Raw genomic sequence first — 21,442 nt, 5'->3', positions numbered from 1 at the left:
AGGAGTGAGGGTTTGCAGGGAAAGGGCCGTATGTATTTAATCGGTTTTAAACGTATATACCGTTACCCTTTGCTGGCATCGGTATTTATCGTATCAGGACTTTTTGCAGCAGCCCCAGCTCAAATAGATGTACAGAAAACCATTAGTGCTCTATCAAATCAGTATGGTGAGCGCGCAGAAAAGCGAGCTAAAGCATGGTTTAAAATCGTTGACGATGCTCAAAAACTTGATGACATTGATAAACTAAAAAAAGTAAATGGCTTTTTCAATTTATTCAAGTTTGTCGATGATCATGTACTGTGGGGAGAGTCCAATTATTGGGCCTCTCCTATGGAGTTTATAGGCGTTAATGCTGGTGATTGTGAAGATTTTTCTATTGCAAAATATTTCACCTTGTTACAAGTAGGTGTGCCTGAAGATAAACTCAGAATAACCATGGTTAAAGCTACTTCGGTTAATCAATACCACATGGTGCTGGCTTACTATGAAACACCAGGCTCAGTACCATTGGTGCTAGATAACCTAGACCCTGTAATAAAGCCTGCAACCCAAAGGGGTGATTTATTACCTGTTTATAGCTTTAACGGTAAACAGTTATGGCTAAACAAAGAGAAAGGTCGAGGCGTACTTGCAGGTTCATCCTCACGTCTTGAAAAATGGAATGATTTAAAACTTAGGTTGGGTATAGACAGATTACGTCAACCCAAGCAAAAAATGGAGTAGTGGCCAAGATGACCCTTTTTCGCCAAATCTATGCGTTACTTTTTGGTTTATTTTTACTGGTAGTAACCAGCCTAGGTTACGTGCAGTTTACTGAAACACAAAGCTTTCTCATCAAGCAGATGGAGTCTGATTTAAATAACGCCAGTCATTCACTCGGTATTATGTTAGTTCCAGCTTTAGAAAGTGGTGATGATGTCGGAGCCGAAACCTTAGTAAACGTGATATTTGAAGGTGGTTATTACCAACAAATAAAACTCACTTGGCTCGTTGATGGAAAGCAGCAAGTGTGGAATAACGCGATACGAATTGAGGGGGTTCCTCAGTGGTTTATCGATTTAAATTTATTTAGCACCATCACCAAAGAAAGTGTTATCACTTCTGGTTGGCTGCAACTTGCTAAAATAGAAATAACCGCTCATCCAGGATTTGGCTATCATGAATTATGGCGGATCATATCTAATACAATCATTATATTTTCAATTCTTTTTTTACTAGCAATAGTCTGCGCACGTTTCGGCTTAAGCTATATTTTAAAACCGCTTCATACTCTATCAGAACACGCTCAACAGATTGCCAACCGCCAATTTGGTCCAGATATGCCAACACCTAAAACCAAGGAGCTCAAAGAACTTGTAGGGGCATTCAATAGCATGTCAACTCAGCTTAAGCAGGTCTTTAGTTCATTAGATGAGGAAGTATCGGCACTGCGCAAGAAAAACCTCGTAGACCAAGTTTCTGGCCTTCCTAATCGTCAATATATGGTGAGCCGTATTAATGGGTGGTTAGCCGAACCAAGTAGTGGTGCAATTTTCCTCGCTAAATTTGACTGGTTAGAAGAAGTGCACAGCAAATACGGTTATCAAGTCCGTGATGAAACCATTAAGTTACTTTCACAAAAACTCGAACATTATTTAGATGAAGTTGCGCCTTCAGTGATTGCCAGAATTGCCGCTTATGAGTTTGCATTTTTGATCACAGATATTGAACATGATCAATTAACTAAATATTTGCAAACCTTACTCAGAACCCTAAACAAAGAGATTTCAAAGGCAGGTTGTAAGCCAAATGAAGGCTTTGCTATCGGTGTTGCAGAGCGTACTGGCAATATGACTGTCAGTGACATTTTGGCTCAAGCTGATAATGCACTGCAAAAATCATTAACTGACAATAAAGTATTCCATTGGTTTGAAACCACTGAGCACCAACTGTTTAGTCGTGAACAATGGCGAGACAACTTAACTGATGCCATACAAAACAAAAAATTCCAATTTAGATGGCAACCAGTATTACTTACTCAAAATGAAGAAGTTTGCCAACGAGAGGTATATTGTCAGTTACAGGTCAATGATAAGCTCCAACACGCGGGTCAATTCATGCCGTACGTTGAACTACTCTCTTTAGGTACATTATTAGACCAATGCTTAATCGAGACCGTCATTGAAAATCGTTTATTAGAGCGTAATTACGAACCGCTAGCCATCAACTTAACGTTCCAAAGTATCAGTGATCCAGTGTTCCATACTTGGCTTCAACATCTACTTCGAAATTGTAATTTCCCAGAGCGAATATGTTTTGAAATACCTGAAGCCAGTGTTTACAGTGATTTAGAAAACTGTGAAAACCTATGTAATATCATTCGAGATAATGGCGCAAAATTTGGTATTGATCACTTTGGTAGACAGTTTGGCTCGATGAGTTACTTACAAAGCTTACGACCAAGTTACGTGAAGCTAGATCAATCCTTTGCCTATATGGAAGATGATCAGCACAATACTGAACTATGTCGAGCATTGGCAAATGTTGCTAAAGGCCTTGATATACAAGTCATTGTGACGGGCATACAGCAACAAGCACAACTTGATCGCTTTACCTCTATGCGATTAGATGCCTACCAAGGCTTTATTGCACCGCCCATTGCAATCACTTTCTAACGATTGTTCTTTAATACAGCCGCGCAATTGCGTGGCTTTTTTATGCCAGGACGTACGCCACAAAATAGCTAATGATTACAGGAGCTAATAATTGTATTGGACAAGTACAAAATGATAAATTTTAGACACAAAAAAGCCACTCATTGAGTGGCTTTTTTGTTAATGTGGTCGGTGATAGAGGATTCGAACCTCTGACCCTCTCGTCCCAAACGAGATGCGCTACCGGGCTGCGCTAATCACCGAAAATCGTTCTGATATTTGAGTCTTAAGAGAAAACTCTCTGCTCCACTCTTATAAAGAGTGAGTGACACGTTACCAAACGACGTAATTCACTAAATGTAACTTTAAATACGGTAGGCCAATTTGATAGGATCAAAATAAATCACTAATTGGAATACTAAAATTTGGTCGGTGATAGAGGATTCGAACCTCTGACCCTCTCGTCCCAAACGAGATGCGCTACCGGGCTGCGCTAATCACCGAGATATTCTATAAATAGAATTTAGATTGAATGGGGTGACTGATGGGGCTCGAACCCACGACAACCGGAATCACAATCCGGGGCTCTACCAACTGAGCTACAATCACCACTGAATTTCAATCTTGCTAACGAACGTTACCGAATGGTGCGCCCAGAAGGATTCGAACCTTCGGCCTTACCCTCCGGAGGGGTACGCTCTATCCAGCTGAGCTATGGGCGCTCGCCTTGGTTAGCGACGCACATAATAGGGATAAATCACCTTCACGTCCACCTTTGTTTATAACTTTTTTGTTTGTTTGCTCAAGTTTTGAGTAAATTGTGATGTTTTTAAGCATTTTTCATTTTAAACTGTTGATAGTTCCCTTTGTTGGCGAACTTTCATATACTCAAAGATGGATATTGACCTCAAAAGGATTAAGGGAGCATGATGGAGAAGAGGAAACTCCCTTCTGTTAGTTGTAATAACATAGAACACCTTCAAAGAAGGGTTTCAAGGTTAAGGCGACTAGCTACTAAATATAAACGTGCTGAAATCATTCAAAACGCTTTATTAGAAATTTCCAACATTGCTACCCACGTAGTGTCACTTGATGCTTTTTACCAAGGTGTGCATAACCATCTGCAAAGCCTAATTCCTGCTGATAACTTCTTTGTTGCTTCTGTCGACAATGCAACTGGTAACATCAGTCTCCCCTTTTTTGCCGATGAAAAAGATTCTCACCCTTCAGAGCTCTATCCGGATGAAGAAATATCTTCCTTATTACAACGTGGCATTACCGGATACGTTTTAAAGACTGGTGAACCACTCTTTTGTGACGAACAACGGTTTACAGAGCTTGTCGCTGAAGGGAAAATTGATGATCTTGGCTCTCCTTGCCTACAGTGGCTTGGCTTCCCTATCAAGCATAACAATATTGTCTCAGGTGTATTGGTGGTTCAAAGTTACAGTAACGACATCAGTTACGGCGAACTAGAACTAGAATTAATGGGGTTTATCTGTCACCACATTTCAGGAGTGATGGAGCGACTGCGACATAATGAAGAATTAGAAATTGCGATTGTTCAACGTACTAAAGAGCTGAGCCAAGCGTACGACAAGGTAAAGCTTGAAGTTCAAGAAAGAGTGAAAGCAGAAAAATTACAAGAATCCTTATTTCAAATAGCCGACCTTTCAGCATCAAACATTAGCGGCCAAGATTTCTACCCCCAAATCCACCAAGTCATTAGCCAATTATTACCGGCCGATAATTGTTTTATTTCGTTAGTACATAAAGCATCACAAACTTTATCATTTCCTTTTTATGTATCGCAATTAAGTGGCGAGCCACCAAAACCAAGGGCAATGCAAGATGGGTTAACTGAATTTATCTTGAAGCATCAACAGCCCAAACTATTAAGCCAACAAGACATTAAAGATATGGTTCAAGCGGGTGTGATATACGGCACCAACCCAGCTCTTAACCACACCCAAACAATGAAGCAATGGATTGGCATCCCGTTATTTATCCATGGTGAAATTGCCGGCGGTTTAACGATATATAGCCTCACAGACCAAAACTCATACGAGGCAAAAGATTTAGAACTACTCACGTTTGTTTCGCAGCATATTGCCAATGCGATTGAGCGTAAATTTGCCGTTGAGCAATTAAAACGTAGCCATGAGTTATTAGAAGATAAAGTAGAAAAACGTACAAAAGCGATTGCTGAAATGAATGACAACTTACAACGTCAAATCATGCAGCGTAAAAAAATGGAAGCCCAACTGGTATACGATGCCAAACATGACAACCTTACTGGCTTACCTAATCGCAGTTTTTTTATGGAGCGGTTGTCTCAAGCCATTAAGCATGTTCGTCGCCATCAAAATGAACAATTTTCACTGCTTTTTATCGATTTAGACGGCTTTAAACAAATCAATGACACTTTGGGGCATTTAGAAGGTGACAGGTTTCTAATTGAAACCTCTACTCGTCTTAAACTATGTATTAGAGAAAATGATACCTTAGCGCGTCTTGGAGGCGATGAGTTTGTCATTTTATTAGACTCAATCCACAATCTTAAAGATGCTGAGGACGTGTGTGAGCGAATTTTACAAACAATTTCTGAGCCATATGTTTTAGCACATCAGCAAGTCATTTCAGGAGCCAGTATTGGCGTAGCGTTTAGTTGCCTCAATGCATCTGATAATAGTGAGTCTATTCTCAGAAATGCCGATACCGCAATGTATCAAGCAAAATCTAAAGGCAAAGGCTGCTATGTTATTTTTGACAGAGAGACTGAGTATCACTTCAATCAGCGTATCGAATTAGAACAAGACTTTTTAAGTGCCTTAGAAAACGGCGACATTGTCGTCGAGTTAACCCCTATAGTGTCTTTTGCCGACTCTGATATCTTAGCTTATGAGCCTATCAGTCATTGGCAACATCCTTCTCAAGGTTTAATCCACAATAACGAGTTATCAACACTCGCGAATCAAACTCAAACCATGATGATGTTAGATGACTATATTTTTAAATATATCGACCATCATTATAAAGCGCTTGCCAGCGGGTTAGGCGATGGAATACAAATTCATATCCCACTTTCTAGTCAACATATAAAGCATAAATATGGACTCCGCAGCTTAAAGAATACCATTAAGCGCAGTCAAATCTCGGCCTCAAAGTTATGGATATTTTTTCATGAAAAGTCTTTCGTTAAAGACAGCACTCATCATATTAGTGCATTTGAATCACTAGTCGAACTCGGGGTTAATATCGGAATTAATGGCTTTGGTACCGGGTATAGCTCGCTCAGCAGTTTAAGCTTTTTACCTATTAAAGCGTTAAAGCTTGATGCTGATGTCAGCCAGCATTTAATTAATGATAAGCAACTACAACTTGCTAAAGCATATCAGTTAATTGCGACGACCCTAGGTTTTGAAATTTATGCAGAGGGTGTGAATACGCCTGAACAAAAGAAGACATTGGAAAGTTTAGGTTACCATCAAGGTCAAGGAGAAGTGTTTTCCTTAGCAAACTTAGTGCTAACTCAGCATACCGAGCAAGTCGACACGCCTAAGCTAGCGTCTGAACTAATAACCTGAGTTCACATCTCTAAATTAATAAGCTAAAAAAACGTTTACTAAACTACTTCTTAAACATATCTCTGATATTAGCGATATTGGTTTTAGCAGATTGGGCTTTCTCTTGCTCAGTTTGTTTGGGTTTACGATTTTCCCAAATCAAATCATCTTGTGGCAACTCCATCAAGAAACGGCTTGGCTCACAGCGCATAGTTTCACCAAACTGACGACGCTCACGGCACATGGTAAACCATAACTCTTTTTGCGCTCGAGTAATGCCTACATATGCTAAACGACGCTCTTCATCGACGTTATCTTCATCAATACTCGATTGATGCGGCAAGATACGTTCTTCAGTCCCCACCATAAACACGTAAGGGTACTCTAGGCCTTTAGAAGCATGAAGCGTCATCAATTGCACTTGATCGCCACCTTCGTCCTCTTGATTACGCTCCATCATGTCACGCAAAGTAAGACGAGTGACGACTTCAGGCAATGTCATCGGCTCATCTAATTCGTCACCTTCGAGCATCTCAGTTACCCAGCGATATAACTCTGAAATGTTCTTCATCCGCATTTCAGCCGCTTTGGCACTGGTACTGGTTTCATACAGATAGTCTTCGTAATTAATTTTACGAATAAGCTGTTTAATCGCATCAACTGGTTCGCCGCGGGTAGCAATCTCGCCAGTATCGACAATGAACTTGCCAAACTGATACAAAGAAGCCATAGCTGCTGGCGCTAAATGATGATTCAGTTCTGCCTGAAAAATCGCTTCAAACATCGATATATGCTTTTGGTTAGCATAATTACCTAAACGCTCTAATGTCGCAGGGCCAATGCCACGCTTAGGTAAATTCACAACTCGTAAGAAGGCATTATCGTCATCCGGGTTTACCACTAAACGTAGGTAAGCCATGATGTCTTTAATTTCAGCACGAGCGAAAAATGAGGTTCCGCCTGATAATTTATACGGGATACGGTTGGTCATCAAAGCACGTTCTAATAATCGCGACTGATGGTTACCGCGGTATAAAATCGCGTAGTCACCAAATTTGGTTTTACCCATAAACTTATGACGAACGATTTCAGCAATTACTCGCTCCGCTTCTTGTTCTTCATTGGCAGCAAATAGCACTCTTAGTGGCTCGCCATAAGCTAACTCACTGAACAGCCTTTTCTCATAAACATGGGGGTTATTGGCAATCAAGATATTTGCCGCACGTAAAATACGTTGGCTAGAGCGGTAATTTTGCTCAAGCTTAATTAAACGTAATTGTGGGAAATCTTTACCCAACAGCACTAAGTTTTGTGGTTTAGCACCACGCCAAGAGTAAATAGACTGATCGTCATCACCCACCACAGTAAATCGAGCACGGTCGCCAACCAGCAGCTTCACTAATTCATATTGACTGGTATTGGTATCTTGATACTCATCCACCAGCAGATATTGAAAACGGGTTTGCCAGCGCGTTCTGACTTCTTCGTTATTACGTAGTAGCAATGTCGGTAATAAAATAAGATCATCAAAATCTAACGCGTTATAGGCTTTCATATGCTGAGCGTAACGTTGATATAATTTGGCAAACAACTGAGTTTGCTCGTCACCGCCACGCTTTAACGCCTGATCAGGAATGACCAAATCACCTTTCCAGTTTGATATCGCACTAGCAAGGGCTTTAATTAAATCTTTATCTTCTTCAAGCTCATCTTCAGTGAGCTCTTTTAACAGCGCAAAAGTGTCTTGGTCATCAAACAATGAAAAGCCGGCTTTTAAACCCACCACTTTATGTTCTCGCTTGATGATTTCTAAACCTAGGGTATGGAATGTCGAGATCCATAAACCACGCGCTTCTTTGCGGCCCATAGACTGAGACACACGCTCTTTCATTTCACGCGCTGCTTTATTGGTAAAGGTAACCGCAGCAATATTGCGCGCCTTATAGCCACACTTTTCAACTAAGTATGCAATTTTGTTAATAATTACCCGAGTTTTACCACTGCCTGCCCCTGCTAATACTAAACAAGGTCCAGAAACATAGTGAACGGCATCATTTTGCCCAGGATTTAACTTCATGCTGTCGACTTTACCAATAACGAAAATAAATGGAGTGCGATCATACCAGAAAGCCGCGATCGACAATTAAAAATTTTACTCTTCAAAAACGATCAATACGCTTATTCAGTGCGTATTACCTTTCAAAGTGAACAAGTGCACATGCTCAATTGATAACATTGGATATGTATGACTGCTGAGGTACAATTAGGTCATAGATAAGAAACCTAATTTAATATGGAATTGATGATGATTAATCCAAAAAAACTTGAAGAAATGGCTAAGCAGCTTAGTGATAATCTTCCTAGTGGTGTAAAGCAATTTGCTGGCGAGTTTGAAGAGCGCTCAAAACAAGTATTGCAAAGCCAACTGATGAAGTTAGATGTGGTTTCTCGCGAAGAATTTGAAGTACAGCAACACGTGTTATTAAAAACCCGTGAAAAGCTAGAAGCACTGCAAGCACAAGTTGAAGCACTAGAAGCAAAGTGTTCTTCTGAAGATTGCTGCAAGTAATAACGGCAATTAAGAAATAGTTTATTTATACAGGCTGTTCAAAATTAGCCTGATAAATCGAAAACTATTCTCAAGATTTGAAAACAAGAATGGCATCCTAGGATGCCATTTTTTATTGCGTATAATTAATCAACTTGAGACTAATTAAGCACTTCATCTAATGCTCGTAAACATAAAGCCACGTTTTCACGACGAGCGGCATAGCCCATCAAGCCAATTCGCCACGCTTTACCCGCTAGAGCCCCAAGACCTGCGCCAATTTCAAGGTTATAGCTTTCAAGCAATTGCTTTCTCACTAATGCATCATCAGCCCCATCAGGAATATACACCGCATTAAGCTGTGGTAAACGGCAAGATTCATCAACCACAAAGCTTAAACCTAATTGCTCGAGACCCGCGCGCAATAATTGATGCATATCAGCATGTCGCTGCCACGCATTTTCTAATCCTTCGCTCGCTAGCAAACGAAGTGACTCATGCAGTGCATATAATGCATTCACAGGAGCGGTATGGTGGTAACTGCGCTTTGCGCCGCTATCTTTACTTCCCCAATACCCCATCACTAAAGTTTGGTCTAAAAACCAGCTTTGAACTGGTGTGGTGCGACTTTTAATCTTCTCAACGGCTTTAGCAGAAAATGACACCGGAGATATACCAGGCACACACGATAAACACTTTTGACTACCTGAATAAATCGCGTCAATTCCCCACTCATCAACACGTAGTTCAACACCACCTAGTGAAGTCACGGCATCAACGATAGAGATACAATCATGTTGTTGCGCTAATGCACATAGGCTTTTAGCATCAGACAATGCACCAGTGGATGTTTCAGCGTGCACAAATGCCAGAAATTTTGCATCTGGGTTAGCCTGTAAAGCGGCTTCAACAGCTTCGACTGAAACAGGTTCGCCCCATTCATTGTCAACTACAACAGCTGTTGCGCCGACACGCTCAACGTTTTGGCGCATACGTTCGCCAAATACGCCATTTCGGCACACGATAACTTTCTCGCCAGCTTCAACCAAATTAACAAAACAAGTTTCCATGCCCGCACTGCCTGGCGCAGATACAGCTAAAGTCATTTCATTTTCAGTTTGAAATGCATATTGAATTAGAGACTTAAGTTCATCCATCATCGCGACAAATAATGGGTCTAAATGGCCTATGGTCGGCTTTGCTTGTGCAGCGAGTACTTCAGGATACACATCTGAAGGACCTGGGCCCATGAGTGTGCGTCGTGGTGGATTAAAAGCGGTAATACTAGGTGCAGAAATTGTTGGTACAGATAACATCAAAGTCTCCTTGGCTCGAGGTCAATTTGTAATAGCTCAATGAAACCTACATTTTTCGTTGTATTTATCGCCACCGAATATCATTTCGTTTGTGGCTGTCTCGCCTTTGTAGGCTGGAACGACAATAACACACAGATAGATTAAATGGCGCTATCTGTATGAAATTTATTAGCTAAAATCTCAATTTTTTATAAGGTCATCTCGTGTACCACAGAAACAAAAATAGCTTCCTCAGGAAGCTATTTATTATCAAGCTTGATTAGATTACAGCGCGATTAACTATTTAGAACCTGAACTCAAAAACAACTGATATGCAGGGCTATTGGTTTCTTCTTGATATACAAAACCTAAATCAGTTAAAAACTTTGCAAATGCAGCCTCATCGCTAGCAGGCACTTCAAACCCTGCTAACACACGGCCAAATGCGGCGCCATGGTTACGATAATGGAATAAACTAATATTCCACTGGCTTTGTAAGGTCGTTAAAAACTTAAGTAATGCACCAGGGTGCTCAGGAAACTCAAAGCTATAAAGACGCTCATCTAATGGCTCTGGCGGTCTGCCACCGACCATATAACGAACATGCAGCTTGGCTGTTTCATCCTCTGATAGATCCTGAACCTGAAAATCTTCAGCCTCTAAGTTCGCGATAATGTCATCTAATTCAGCTTGGCCTTGGCTAATCCGAATGCCAGCAAACACTACAGCACTGTCACGACTGCTAAAGCGATAGTTGAACTCGGTCATGGCGCGCTTATTTAAGATCTGACAAAAACGTAAAAAGCTTCCTGGTTTTTCAGGCACTTTTACTGCCAATACTGCTTCTTTTTGCTCACCTAATTCACATCGTTCAGACACGTAACGAAGGCTGTGAAAATTGACATTAGCGCCACTTAAAATGGCTGCAACTCTCTCGCCTTTACCTGCTTCTTTCGGGTGCTGCTGAATATACTTTTTAAGTCCAGCAACCGACAATGCGCCAGCGGGCTCTGAAATAGCTCGTGTGTCTTCAAAAATATCTTTTACAGCTGCGCAGATTTCATCAGACGTGACCGTCACGACTTCATCAACGTAATCTTTGGCCACACGAAATGGCTCTTCGCCGATACGTTTAACCGCAACGCCATCTGCAAATAAACCGACTTGCGATAATGTCACCGGCTCACCTGCTTCCATTGCTGCTTTTAAACAAGCAGCGTCTTCAGGTTCAACCCCAACAATTTTAACTTGTGGCATCACCGCTTTGTAATAAGCAGCAATACCCGCAATCAGTCCGCCACCACCGACTGGTACAAAGACAGTGTCGATATCACGCTGCTGTTGTAGCATTTCTTGCGCAATCGTCCCCTGACCCGCAATCACGGCTTCATCATCAAAAGGGGCGATATAAGTGCGGTTCTCAGTTTCAGCTAATTGCTTCGCATGCTCATTGGCTTGATCGAATGCTTCGCCAAATAACACCACATTTCCGCCAAGGCGTTTTACCGCATCGATTTTAATTTCAGGCGTTGTCCCCGGCATCACAATCACAGCATCAATACCGCGACTGGCAGCTGACATTGCCACACCTTGGGCATGGTTGCCTGCTGAAGCACAGACTACGCCGTCTTTACATTGCTGCGGCGTTAACTGTGCCATGCGGTTATAAGCGCCGCGCAATTTAAACGAATGTACTGGCTGCATGTCTTCACGTTTAAGATAAACCTGACTACCCAAACGGGCAGACAGCTTATTTAAACTCGACAAAGGGGTTACCTTCGCCACGTCATAGACTGATGACAGCAGGGTTTTCTGTAAATATTCTTGTGCTATAGACATAAGCCTAGTTCCATCAGTTGCTGATAATTGACGTTAGAAATCATTAACCTTCAAGCTTACTGCGATCGCGAACAGCACCTTTATCGGCACTTGTCGCAAGCAAGGCATAAGCTTTCAGTGCTAACGACACATAACGCTCACGGCTAACAGGTTTCCAAGCTTGTAAACCTTTCGCTTCCATCGCCGCTTTACGCTTAGCAAGCTCAGCATCAGAAACCGCCAGTTTGATGCTACGAGAAGGAATATCAATCTCAATTTGATCGCCATTTTCAACTAAGGCAATGGTGCCACCAGCTGCGGCTTCTGGCGAAATATGACCAATAGACAAGCCAGACGTACCTCCAGAGAAACGACCATCAGTAATCAATGCACAGGCTTTACCTAAACCACGAGATTTAAGGTAAGTGGTTGGGTACAACATTTCTTGCATCCCAGGGCCACCTTTAGGGCCTTCATAACGAATAACAACCACGTCACCCGCGACCACTTCACCACCTAAAATACCGTCAACGGCATCATCTTGGCTTTCGTATATACGCGCACTACCAGTAAAGGTCAGGTTTTCTTCATCAACACCTGCGGTTTTAACGATACAGCCATTTTCAGCCACATTACCTGACAAGACAGCTAAGCCACCTTCTTGGCTAAAGGCGTTTTCGCGGGTACGAATACAGCCTTCTTGACGGTCATCATCGACACTGTCCCAGTAACAATCTTGACTAAATGCTGTTTGTGTTGGAATACCAGCAGGACCTGCACTATAAAAACGGCGCACGCTTTCATCTTGAGTTTGGGCAATATCATATTTGGCTAACACTGACTTTAAGTTGCCGCCATTATCTGCCGCGACATGGGGTACATCGGTATGCAATAAACCGGCTCTATCAAGCTCACCTAAAATGCCCATTACACCACCAGCACGATGGACATCTTCCATGTGGTATTTAGGTGTTGAAGGGGCAACTTTACATAAATGCGGCACTAGACGAGACATTCTATCGATGTCATCCATTGTGAAGTCGACTTCACCTTCTTGAGCGGCTGCGATTAAATGTAAAACGGTATTTGATGAACCGCCCATGGCGATATCAAGTGCCATGGCATTTTCGAATGACTTAAATGAGGCAACATTACGCGGTAATACACTGTAATCATCGTCACGATAATGACGTGTAGTGATATCCATGATGCGGCGACCCGCCTCTAAAAATAAATTACGACGTGCAGCATGTGTTGCGAGTAACGATCCATTACCTGGCAATGATAAGCCTAATGCTTCCGTTAAACAGTTCATTGAGTTTGCGGTGAACATGCCAGAGCATGAACCACAAGTAGGACAAGCACTACGCTCAATTTGCTTACTGTCTGCATCGCTAACATTCGTATCAGCACCAGCAACCATCGCATCGACCAAATCAAGTTTAATGATTTTATCTGAAAGCTTAGTTTTACCCGCTTCCATTGGGCCACCGGAAACAAATATCACTGGGATATTTAGTCTAAGTGCAGCCATCAACATGCCCGGAGTAATTTTGTCGCAGTTTGAAATACACACTAATGCATCGGCACAATGGGCATTAACCATGTATTCAACACTGTCGGCAATGAGTTCACGAGACGGTAAGCTGTAAAGCATGCCACCGTGACCCATTGCGATACCATCATCAACTGCGATGGTATTAAATTCTTTTGCGATACCGCCAGCTTCTTCAATTGCGCCCGCCACTAATTGACCCATGTCTTTTAAATGCACATGGCCTGGTACAAATTGAGTAAACGAGTTCGAAACAGCAATAATCGGCTTACCAAAATCCTTTTCTTTTACACCAGTTGCACGCCATAAAGCACGTGCACCTGCCATGTTACGACCTTCGGTACTGGTTGCTGAGCGTAATTTAGGCATTGTCTTTTCCTTCCTTCATCATTCCACTAATCAATAATGGAATAGGCAAATACAGTTAATTCATTTGAGTCATTTATTGCGACTCACCAATATTATGATTATTTTTGATAGCCAGCTTTATACTGACTTTTTGAGCGGCTCAAGCCAGCCCCATTTATCTTCAGTTTCACCATTAAATAAGCCAAAAAAGCTACTTTGAACTTGCTTGGTTACTGGGCCGCGTTTACCTTCTCCCACTTCAATGCGATCAACGCTTCTAACTGGCACAATTTCAGCAGCGGTTCCTGTCATGAAAATTTCGTCTGCTACGTATAAAAATTCTCGCGCCATGGCTTCTTCAATCACTTCATAGCCTAAATCTTTTGCCAGCACCATAATGGTATCTCGGGTAATCCCTTTCAAAATAGCGGCTGTGGCTGGCGGGGTATAAATTTTGTTGTTTTTCACCACAAATAAGTTGGCGCCAGCGCCTTCGCTCACTAAACCATTGGTGTCGAGTGCTATTCCTTCATCAAAGCCATTACGTTTAGCTTCTGTCGAAATTTGTAATGATGATAGGTAATTACCACCCGCTTTAGCACCCGTCGGTATCGTGTTGGGGGCAAGGCGTTGCCAAGACGTCACTGCGACATCAACACCTGCATCCATACTGTCTTCACCAAGGTAAGCGCCCCATGCAAAAGCAGCTACGACCATATCACATTGTGCGTCGATTGGCGGGGTGATCCCCATGCCAACATCACCAAGAAATATCAACGGACGGATATAGGCACTGGGTAAATTGTTACTCATCACAGAGTCATTACAGGCTTGCATCACTTGCTCAAAACTATAAGGGACATTCATGCGGTAAATTTTGGCAGAATCAAACAAACGCTGCACATGATCAGTTAACCGAAAACCAGCGGGGCCCAAATGAGTATCGTATATGCGAATGCCTTCAAATACTGAAGTGCCATAATGCATCGCATGCGTCATAACGTGTACTTTGGCATTCTGCCAAGGCATGATTTCACCATTAAACCATATGAGTTCTGATTGTGTAGCTGCCATAGTCTTTCCCTTATTGAATATTGATGAAACTGATTTAAGCACTAGCTGAAGCTGATAACTCAACCTCTGTTTGTGCTACTGAGCTTGTGATAACTTGGCAATCAAGCACATCAAATAACTTTGTTAATTGATGGGTTAGCAGTTCAATCACTCGCTCACTTTTGACATCAAAATTCACTTTCAATGTACTGTCTTCATTTACGGTCATGGTTAATTCTGTAATGGTAAAACCACGATGGCGTGTCACCCGTAATACGCGCTCAAGCACTTCTGGTTGCTGCTTTAATGTTAATTCAACTGAATGCATCATGTTTGCTTCTCCATTTGATCCATCATGTCACTATTACACGCCCCAGGTGGGACTAACGGCCATACATTAAAGGCGTCATCAATGGCTACGTGCAGCATAAAAGGCCCTGGCGTTGCTAGCATTTCATCAAGCGCGGCTTCTACTTCTTCAGCGCGATGAATCGTGCGACCAGGAATATCAAACGCAGATGCCATTAATACAAAATCAGGATTATCGGATAAATCTGTTTCGCTATAACGTTGTTCAAAAAACAGTTGTTGCCATTGCTTAACCATGCCCAACTTTTGATTATCGATAAGCAATATTTTCACTGGCAACTTACGACGTTTAATCGTAGTCAGTTCTTGTACATTCATCATGAATGAGCCATCGCCGGATACCGTCACCACGGTTGCATCTGGTCGAGCAACTTGGGCACCAATTGCGGCAGGTAAACCAAAGCCCATAGTGCCTAGACCCGCACTCGATAAGTGGTCTTCAGGACGACGGAACCACATATGTTGAGCAACCCACATTTGGTGCTGGCCCACATCGCAACTCACGACACTGTCTTCAGGTAATTTGTTGGCTAAACGACGCAACATGGCTGGGGCATAAATTAATTCACCAGGATGTTGATAGTCCCATTGATGCTCACGATATAATTCCTCTACTTCTTGTTGCCATTGGCCTAATTCAAGATTCATGCATAAAGCAGGCAACACTTGACGAAAATCAGCAGAAATAGCCACATCAGCTTGACGTAATTTATTAATTTCGGCGATATCAATATCGAGGTGTAATACTTTGGCGTTACCAGCAAATGTTGCTAAACGGCCTGTCACCCGATCATCGAAACGTGCGCCAACAACAATCAATAAATCACAAGCTTGAACCGCTAAATTTGCCGCTTTACCACCGTGCATACCTAACATGCCTAAGTAGCCTTTAGTGCCATGTTCAATAGCGCCTACCCCCTTTAGGGTTGCAACTGATGGGATACCAGTCTTATCAATAAACTGACGTAAATGATCCACTGCGCCAGCCATGCCAACCCCGCCGCCTACATATAAAATAGGCTTTTTAGCTTGTTGTAATAAATCACGTGCAGCTTCTAGAGCCGTGGCTTCTGGTGCAGGATCTTCAGTCACGGTAAGTAATGGGGTTTTATATTCAAGCTCAGCGATTTGTATGTCTTTTGGAATATCGACCAATACTGGGCCTGGGCGGCCTGAAGCCGCGATTTCAAACGCTTTATATAAAGTTGGAATTAACTCATTAATATCTGTGACCATAAAGCTGTGTTTGGTACACGACAATGACATACCTAATACATCGATTTCTTGAAAGGCATCAGTTCCAATCACAGCTGTCGATACTTGGCCTGTGATAGCCACCACTGGCACAGAGTCTAATAACGCATCAGACAAAGAGGTAATAAGGTTTGTAGCACCAGGTCCTGATGTGGCAAAGCAGACGCCTGTTTTACCGCTTGCTCTTGCATACCCCACTGCAGCAAATGCAGCACCTTGCTCATGGCGGCTTAAAAGGTGCTCAACAGGATGACCATAAAGCGCATCATAAATCGGCATAATCGCACCACCTGGATAACCAAATACAGTGGTCACCCCATGTGCGGCTAGTACTTTGATAACTGCGTCTGCACCACGCATTTTCTGCCCTGATTCCATATTGATACTCTCGTTTTGGTCTGCGTTTAAAATGTAATATTCAGTGATAAATTGAAAAGTCAGCTTTCGGATTTAAAGCCCATAAAACAAAAAACCCCCGGTCCTTTCGGAGCGGGGGTTTTTGCAAATTCTGACTATTAACTCAGTCTCGTTGCCAAACGCCACCCCCGCGGTGACTTAATAATCACGACGGTAATAATCACAATAATGAGTTGGGCAGCTTGGTTAAACATTAATAACTGAGTCCTAAAAAATATTTGTTAACTTTTCTGTTCAGTCTAGCTCCATGCCAGACTTGTTTATAATTTATCATCTATAGGAGTACCATAAAGTGATTTATAAACACAACAAAAAATCCTGTGTTGTAAAAAAATTCAGCTTCCCTGCCGAGACAATGCAAACAACAACAAAAATCTAAAGCTATGAAGGTAAGATTAAATTCACTATCGAACTTAAGTTACCCTCTTAATTTTCTATAGATTGTTTCTACTTATCATTCATTGAAAGTAGATTTGATGCCTGCCCGATAGCCTAGCTGAACAGGTACTTCACAACACAATCAACAAATATTAGCTAGCTTCAACAATACCTTTCATATCAGTCATGTAACCGCGTAACTCTGCACCAATAAACTCAACATCCGTATGACGAATCGCTTCGTTCACTTCAATTAAACGCTTATTATCAACGCTGTTTGAACCTTCTTTCAGGCCAGCGCCAAGTAACTCTGATGACATAGACTTAACGTAATCAGTGAGTAATGGCACTGCCGCATGGTTGAATAAGTAACAACCGTATTCAGCAGTATCAGAAATAACGACGTTCATTTCGTATAAACGCTTACGAGCAATGGTGTTAGCAATTAATGGCGTTTCATGAAGTGACTCGTAATAAGCTGACTCTTCAATGATGCCCGCCGCAACCATAGTATCGAATGCTAATTCCACACCGGCTTTGATCATGGCAACTAAGAAGATGCCTTTATCAAAGTAAGTTTGCTCATCGATGTATTCATCTGATTCAGGTGAGTTTTCAAACGCTGTTTCGTTTGTTTCTGCTCTCCAACGCAACAAGTTAGCATCGTCATTTGCCCAATCAGCCATCATAGTGCGAGAGAACTCACCGCTGATGATGTCATCCATGTGTTTTTCAAATAACGGCTTAAGAATCACTTTTAATTCTTCAGCAACTTCAAATGCTTTTACTTTGGCTGGGTTTGATAAACGGTCCATCATGTTAGTGATGCCGCCATGTTTAAGCGCTTCGGTAACTGTTTCCCAACCTTGTTGGATTAACTTACCTGCGTAACCTGGCTCAACACCATCAGCAACCATTTTCTCGTAACCTAAAATGGCACCCGTCTGCAACATACCGCAAAGGATAGTTTGCTCACCCATTAGGTCAGATTTAACTTCAGCAACAAAAGAAGACAATAAAACGCCAGCTCTGTCGCCACCGGTTGCACTTGCATATGCTTTAGCAATTGCTAGACCGTCACCTTTTGGATCATTCTCAGGGTGAACAGCAATCAGTGTTGGTACACCAAATCCGCGTTTGTACTCTTCACGTACTTCAGTACCAGGACACTTAGGTGCAACCATCACAACCGTGATATCAGGACGAACCTGCATACCTTCTTCAACGATATTAAAACCGTGTGAGTAAGATAATGTTGAACCTTGCTTCATTAATGGCATAACCGCATTAACAACGTTTGAATGCTGTTTATCTGGGGTTAAGTTCAATACTAAATCCGCATCTGGAATCAGTTCTTCAAACGTACCAACTTTAAAACCGTTATCGGTAGCTTGTTTCCATGAAGCACGCTTTTCAGCAATCGCTTGTGGACGTAGTGCAAAAGAAATATTTAAACCAGAGTCACGCATGTTCAAACCTTGGTTTAGGCCTTGTGCCCCACAACCTAAGATCACGATGTTCCAATCTTTAATAAAATTACAACCGTCACTAAATTCGGTACGGTCCATAAAGCGGCATTGTGCCAATTGAGCTAATTGTTGACGTAAATTCAGAGAGTTAAAATAGTTAGCCATCTGAGATACCACCTTTAATTCAGAAATTTGAGACACAACATTTTGGCAGTCTAGTTGCTCAAAAGTTGTGATTGAAATCACTATAGCGTAAGCTCGTTGTTGCTTAAAATGATATATTCGGGATGTTATATTTCATTTTATGCAACATGAAACGATTCGCTAAAATGAACGAAAAAATTGCTGATTAAATATAGGTGAGATCATGGACATTCGTGCGTTAAAACTCTACTTACACCTGTGTGATAGCCTGCATTTTGGTAAAACAGCAGAACAAACTCATGTCAGTCCATCTACCTTAAGTCGCGCCTTACAACGTCTTGAAGAAGAAGTCGGTTGTAAATTGTTTGAGCGAGATAATCGCAGCGTCAGCATCACTCATGCGGGTAACGAATTTAAACGCTTTGCCGAGCAAACATTATCTGAATGGCTCAATTTAAAAGGCCGTATTGATCCAGACCAACCTTTATTGCATGGTCGAATTAGCCTTTACTGTTCTGTCACTGCCGCTTATAGCCATTTGCCCGCTCTATTGGATAGATTTAGACGTGAACATCCATTAGTTGAAATTACCCTCAATACCGGTGATGCCGCTAATGCAGTCGATGAAATTCAGCACAATCGAGCCGATGTTGCGATAATAGCACTGCCGGACTCATTGCCACTAAGTCTGCATTTTGAAGAAATTGATCGAGTGCCTCTACACGTATACGCACCAACCATAAACTGTCACGCCCAGCAAATGGTCAATCAAACACCTATAGATTGGGCGCAGTTGCCTTTTATCGTTCCAGATCATGGCCCGGGTCGACGCCGTGCTGATAATTGGTTTAAGGCCATGGGTTTTAAACCTAATATTTATGCGCAGGTATCAGGACAGGAAGCAATCACCTCAATGGTGGCATTAGGTTGTGGGGTAAGCATCAGTCCTGAAGTGGTAGTAGAAAATAGTCCTGTTCGCGAACGCTTAGTAAAACTTGAATCGCCACAAACTATCCCGCCATTTAAGCTAGGCTGTTGTTGTAAACAAAAACGTATTCAAGAACCTATTTTAAAAGCATTTTTAGACGTTATTTAATCCAAACTAAGTTTGCAGATAGACAACACTTCTTGCTGGTAAAGGGGTTGCCATTGCTGGTTAAAAATCATAGTGAACATGTCACTGTCTACAGTGAGTTGACGATAAAACTGTTGTTCAAGGCACAAGTTAAACTGTCCATTTTGGTGATGATTTGCAATATTTAACCCAGCGACACCACCTAGTAAGAATGAGCCACCTCCCACAGTATTCACTTCTCCACTTTTGAGTAACTCATAGGAATATAAAGAAGGATTGATCGTAGAGATTTTGATGTCTTCACCTGGCTTTCTGCGGGTTTCTTTTAATGCTTTAACCACGCCAGCAGCCATTTGATCATTGCCAGTCCAAATACCATCAACGCCAGGAAAGCGTTTTAATATAAAATGGGTTTGTTCATAAGCTTTTTCTAACTGCCAATCAGCAAAAACAACCTGCTCAAGTACAATATCTAAATGCAGATTAAAGTAACCCTCCATCGCCTCTGTGCGTTGTAAAGATGTTTCTCTTACGTCATCTCCAGCTATAGCAACGACATGGGCAGGCTTAGTCGTAAAATACGGCGCAAGTGACGCCGCTGATTCGCGACCAATTTGATTATTGTCTTCAATAATTGCAGGTAACAGGTATTGCTGCCAATGGGGATCGGTTAATAGCTCAGTGCGAGTATTCGCATCAATATCATTAATCAAAAAAACGATATATACCGGTTTTTGGTAAAAGCTTTGCAGTACTTTTTTGGCGACTTGCTTGTCATTCACCATCATCAAATAATCAGGTAACTGCGGCTGGCTAGCAATCTCAACAGCTTGGTTGAGCATTAAAATACGGTCACGATTGGAATAATGTGTTTTTAATTCTATAGCATGCTTATCTGATGACGCATGCATGATGTTATTAACATTGCTCCAAAATAGTTCATGGTCGGCACCTGGGTTTAAAAACACTGCGCTCACATTCGCAAGCACCTGAGTCGATAGCAATACCAGTATAGTCGCAGCCAATAACCTCCCCATTTCAACACTCCCTATTTAACCTTGTAACTTGCTACCCTTAATCAAAAGAAGCCCTCATTATTAAGTTCTCCTAGTTAAGAGCTCTAAGTTAAAATCTCTAAGTTTAGGTCTCTTAGCATAGATATTTAATTGAAAATATTTTGATGTGGATACCGTACGAGGGTATCTAAATTAAGTACCTTAATATGACATCATTTCATTCAACCTTACTAGTAATAAGGTTAATTTTTTACAAACCAAATGTTAATAGATCAATTAAACGCATTGAGGCTCCTATGGCGGTTGATAATAGCTGCCCTCCCAAACTCACTAATTAAGGTCACTAACTAAAGCCACTCAAAAAGTGATAAATAACAGTTCTGAATCAATCACAAATTAGCACCCTAATTCTTCCAATCCTTTGCCATTCATTTTACCTGCTACACTTAACTCCGTTAAAGGAGTGAGTATTAGCTTGAATATGAAAAACAAAAGGATTTGTTT

The 21,442-nt window shown here is 41.7% G+C and carries 14 protein-coding genes and 4 tRNA genes; 5 read left to right on the top strand and 13 right to left on the bottom strand.

Going from position 1 to position 21,442, the window contains the following annotated elements; genetic code table 11:
- Window positions 1-12: 12 nt before the first annotated feature.
- Both AC0L4E_RS00590 and AC0L4E_RS00585 read left to right on the top strand, forming a co-directional pair.
- The gene (locus AC0L4E_RS00590) at window positions 13-723 is read left to right on the top strand and encodes a transglutaminase-like cysteine peptidase (RefSeq protein ID WP_473677547.1); all 711 of its coding nucleotides are present in this window, start codon (window positions 13-15) and stop codon (window positions 721-723) included.
- Between the two features lie 8 nt (window positions 724-731).
- Window positions 732-2,654: a bifunctional diguanylate cyclase/phosphodiesterase gene (locus AC0L4E_RS00585; RefSeq protein ID WP_473677546.1), complete on the top strand. Its 1,923-nt coding sequence runs from the start codon at window positions 732-734 to the stop codon at window positions 2,652-2,654.
- Between the two features lie 165 nt (window positions 2,655-2,819).
- Here AC0L4E_RS00585 and AC0L4E_RS00580 read toward each other — a convergent pair.
- From AC0L4E_RS00580 to AC0L4E_RS00565, 4 genes are all read right to left on the bottom strand, one after another.
- Window positions 2,820-2,896: transfer RNA gene (locus AC0L4E_RS00580), tRNA-Pro, on the bottom strand.
- Window positions 2,897-3,059: 163 nt separating this feature from the next.
- A tRNA-Pro gene (locus AC0L4E_RS00575) sits at window positions 3,060-3,136 on the bottom strand.
- Window positions 3,137-3,166: 30 nt separating this feature from the next.
- A tRNA-His gene (locus tag AC0L4E_RS00570) sits at window positions 3,167-3,242 on the bottom strand.
- Between the two features lie 36 nt (window positions 3,243-3,278).
- Window positions 3,279-3,355, bottom strand: a tRNA-Arg gene (locus tag AC0L4E_RS00565).
- Window positions 3,356-3,562: 207 nt separating this feature from the next.
- Between AC0L4E_RS00565 and AC0L4E_RS00560 the strand changes: the two genes are divergently transcribed.
- Window positions 3,563-6,220, top strand: coding sequence for a sensor domain-containing diguanylate cyclase (locus AC0L4E_RS00560; RefSeq protein WP_473681440.1), 2,658 nt, complete (start codon window positions 3,563-3,565; stop codon window positions 6,218-6,220).
- Between the two features lie 43 nt (window positions 6,221-6,263).
- Here the strand turns inward: AC0L4E_RS00560 and rep are convergent, their stop codons facing one another.
- Window positions 6,264-8,276, bottom strand: coding sequence for a DNA helicase Rep (gene rep / locus AC0L4E_RS00555; RefSeq protein ID WP_220752486.1), 2,013 nt, complete (start codon window positions 8,274-8,276; stop codon window positions 6,264-6,266).
- Window positions 8,277-8,504: 228 nt separating this feature from the next.
- Between rep and ubiK the strand changes: the two genes are divergently transcribed.
- A complete protein-coding gene (ubiK, locus tag AC0L4E_RS00550; protein ID WP_473681438.1) occupies window positions 8,505-8,768 on the top strand; it encodes a ubiquinone biosynthesis accessory factor UbiK in 264 nt (87 codons plus the stop codon).
- A gap of 140 nt (window positions 8,769-8,908) precedes the next feature.
- On the opposite strand, the gene AC0L4E_RS00545 is transcribed toward ubiK, so the two are convergent.
- From AC0L4E_RS00545 to ilvC, 7 genes are all read right to left on the bottom strand, one after another.
- Window positions 8,909-10,063: a pyridoxal-phosphate-dependent aminotransferase family protein gene (locus AC0L4E_RS00545; protein ID WP_473677545.1), complete on the bottom strand. Its 1,155-nt coding sequence runs from the start codon at window positions 10,061-10,063 to the stop codon at window positions 8,909-8,911.
- Between the two features lie 279 nt (window positions 10,064-10,342).
- Window positions 10,343-11,881, bottom strand: a complete 1,539-nt coding sequence (gene ilvA, locus AC0L4E_RS00540) for a threonine ammonia-lyase, biosynthetic (protein ID WP_473677544.1) — start codon at window positions 11,879-11,881, stop codon at window positions 10,343-10,345.
- 43 nt (window positions 11,882-11,924) lie between these two features.
- A complete protein-coding gene (gene ilvD, locus AC0L4E_RS00535; protein ID WP_473677543.1) occupies window positions 11,925-13,784 on the bottom strand; it encodes a dihydroxy-acid dehydratase in 1,860 nt (619 codons plus the stop codon).
- 117 nt (window positions 13,785-13,901) lie between these two features.
- On the bottom strand, window positions 13,902-14,837 hold the full coding sequence (locus tag AC0L4E_RS00530; RefSeq protein ID WP_473677542.1) for a branched-chain amino acid transaminase: 936 nt from the start codon (window positions 14,835-14,837) through the stop codon (window positions 13,902-13,904).
- 34 nt (window positions 14,838-14,871) lie between these two features.
- Entirely contained in the window at window positions 14,872-15,147 is a 276-nt protein-coding gene (gene ilvM / locus AC0L4E_RS00525; RefSeq protein WP_473677541.1) for an acetolactate synthase 2 small subunit, read from the bottom strand.
- Complete coding sequence (ilvG, locus tag AC0L4E_RS00520; protein ID WP_473677540.1) at window positions 15,144-16,817, bottom strand: acetolactate synthase 2 catalytic subunit; 1,674 nt, start codon at window positions 16,815-16,817, stop codon at window positions 15,144-15,146. Before ilvG ends, ilvM begins: the two co-directional genes overlap by 4 nt.
- A gap of 569 nt (window positions 16,818-17,386) precedes the next feature.
- The gene (gene ilvC / locus AC0L4E_RS00515) at window positions 17,387-18,868 is read right to left on the bottom strand and encodes a ketol-acid reductoisomerase (RefSeq protein WP_473677539.1); all 1,482 of its coding nucleotides are present in this window, start codon (window positions 18,866-18,868) and stop codon (window positions 17,387-17,389) included.
- 202 nt (window positions 18,869-19,070) lie between these two features.
- Here ilvC and ilvY point away from each other — a divergent pair, with 202 nt between their 5' ends.
- The gene (ilvY, locus tag AC0L4E_RS00510) at window positions 19,071-19,943 is read left to right on the top strand and encodes an HTH-type transcriptional activator IlvY (RefSeq protein WP_473677538.1); all 873 of its coding nucleotides are present in this window, start codon (window positions 19,071-19,073) and stop codon (window positions 19,941-19,943) included.
- On the opposite strand, the gene AC0L4E_RS00505 is transcribed toward ilvY, so the two are convergent.
- Entirely contained in the window at window positions 19,940-20,959 is a 1,020-nt protein-coding gene (locus AC0L4E_RS00505; RefSeq protein WP_473677537.1) for an ABC transporter substrate-binding protein, read from the bottom strand. The two genes, ilvY and AC0L4E_RS00505, sit on opposite strands and share 4 nt — an antisense overlap.
- Window positions 20,960-21,442: the final 483 nt, after the last annotated feature.

The organism is Shewanella sp. GJ50-10 (assembly GCF_055808815.1).
Note: the sequence above shows the minus strand (reverse complement) of the source record. Positions and strands in the feature narration are given on the sequence as shown.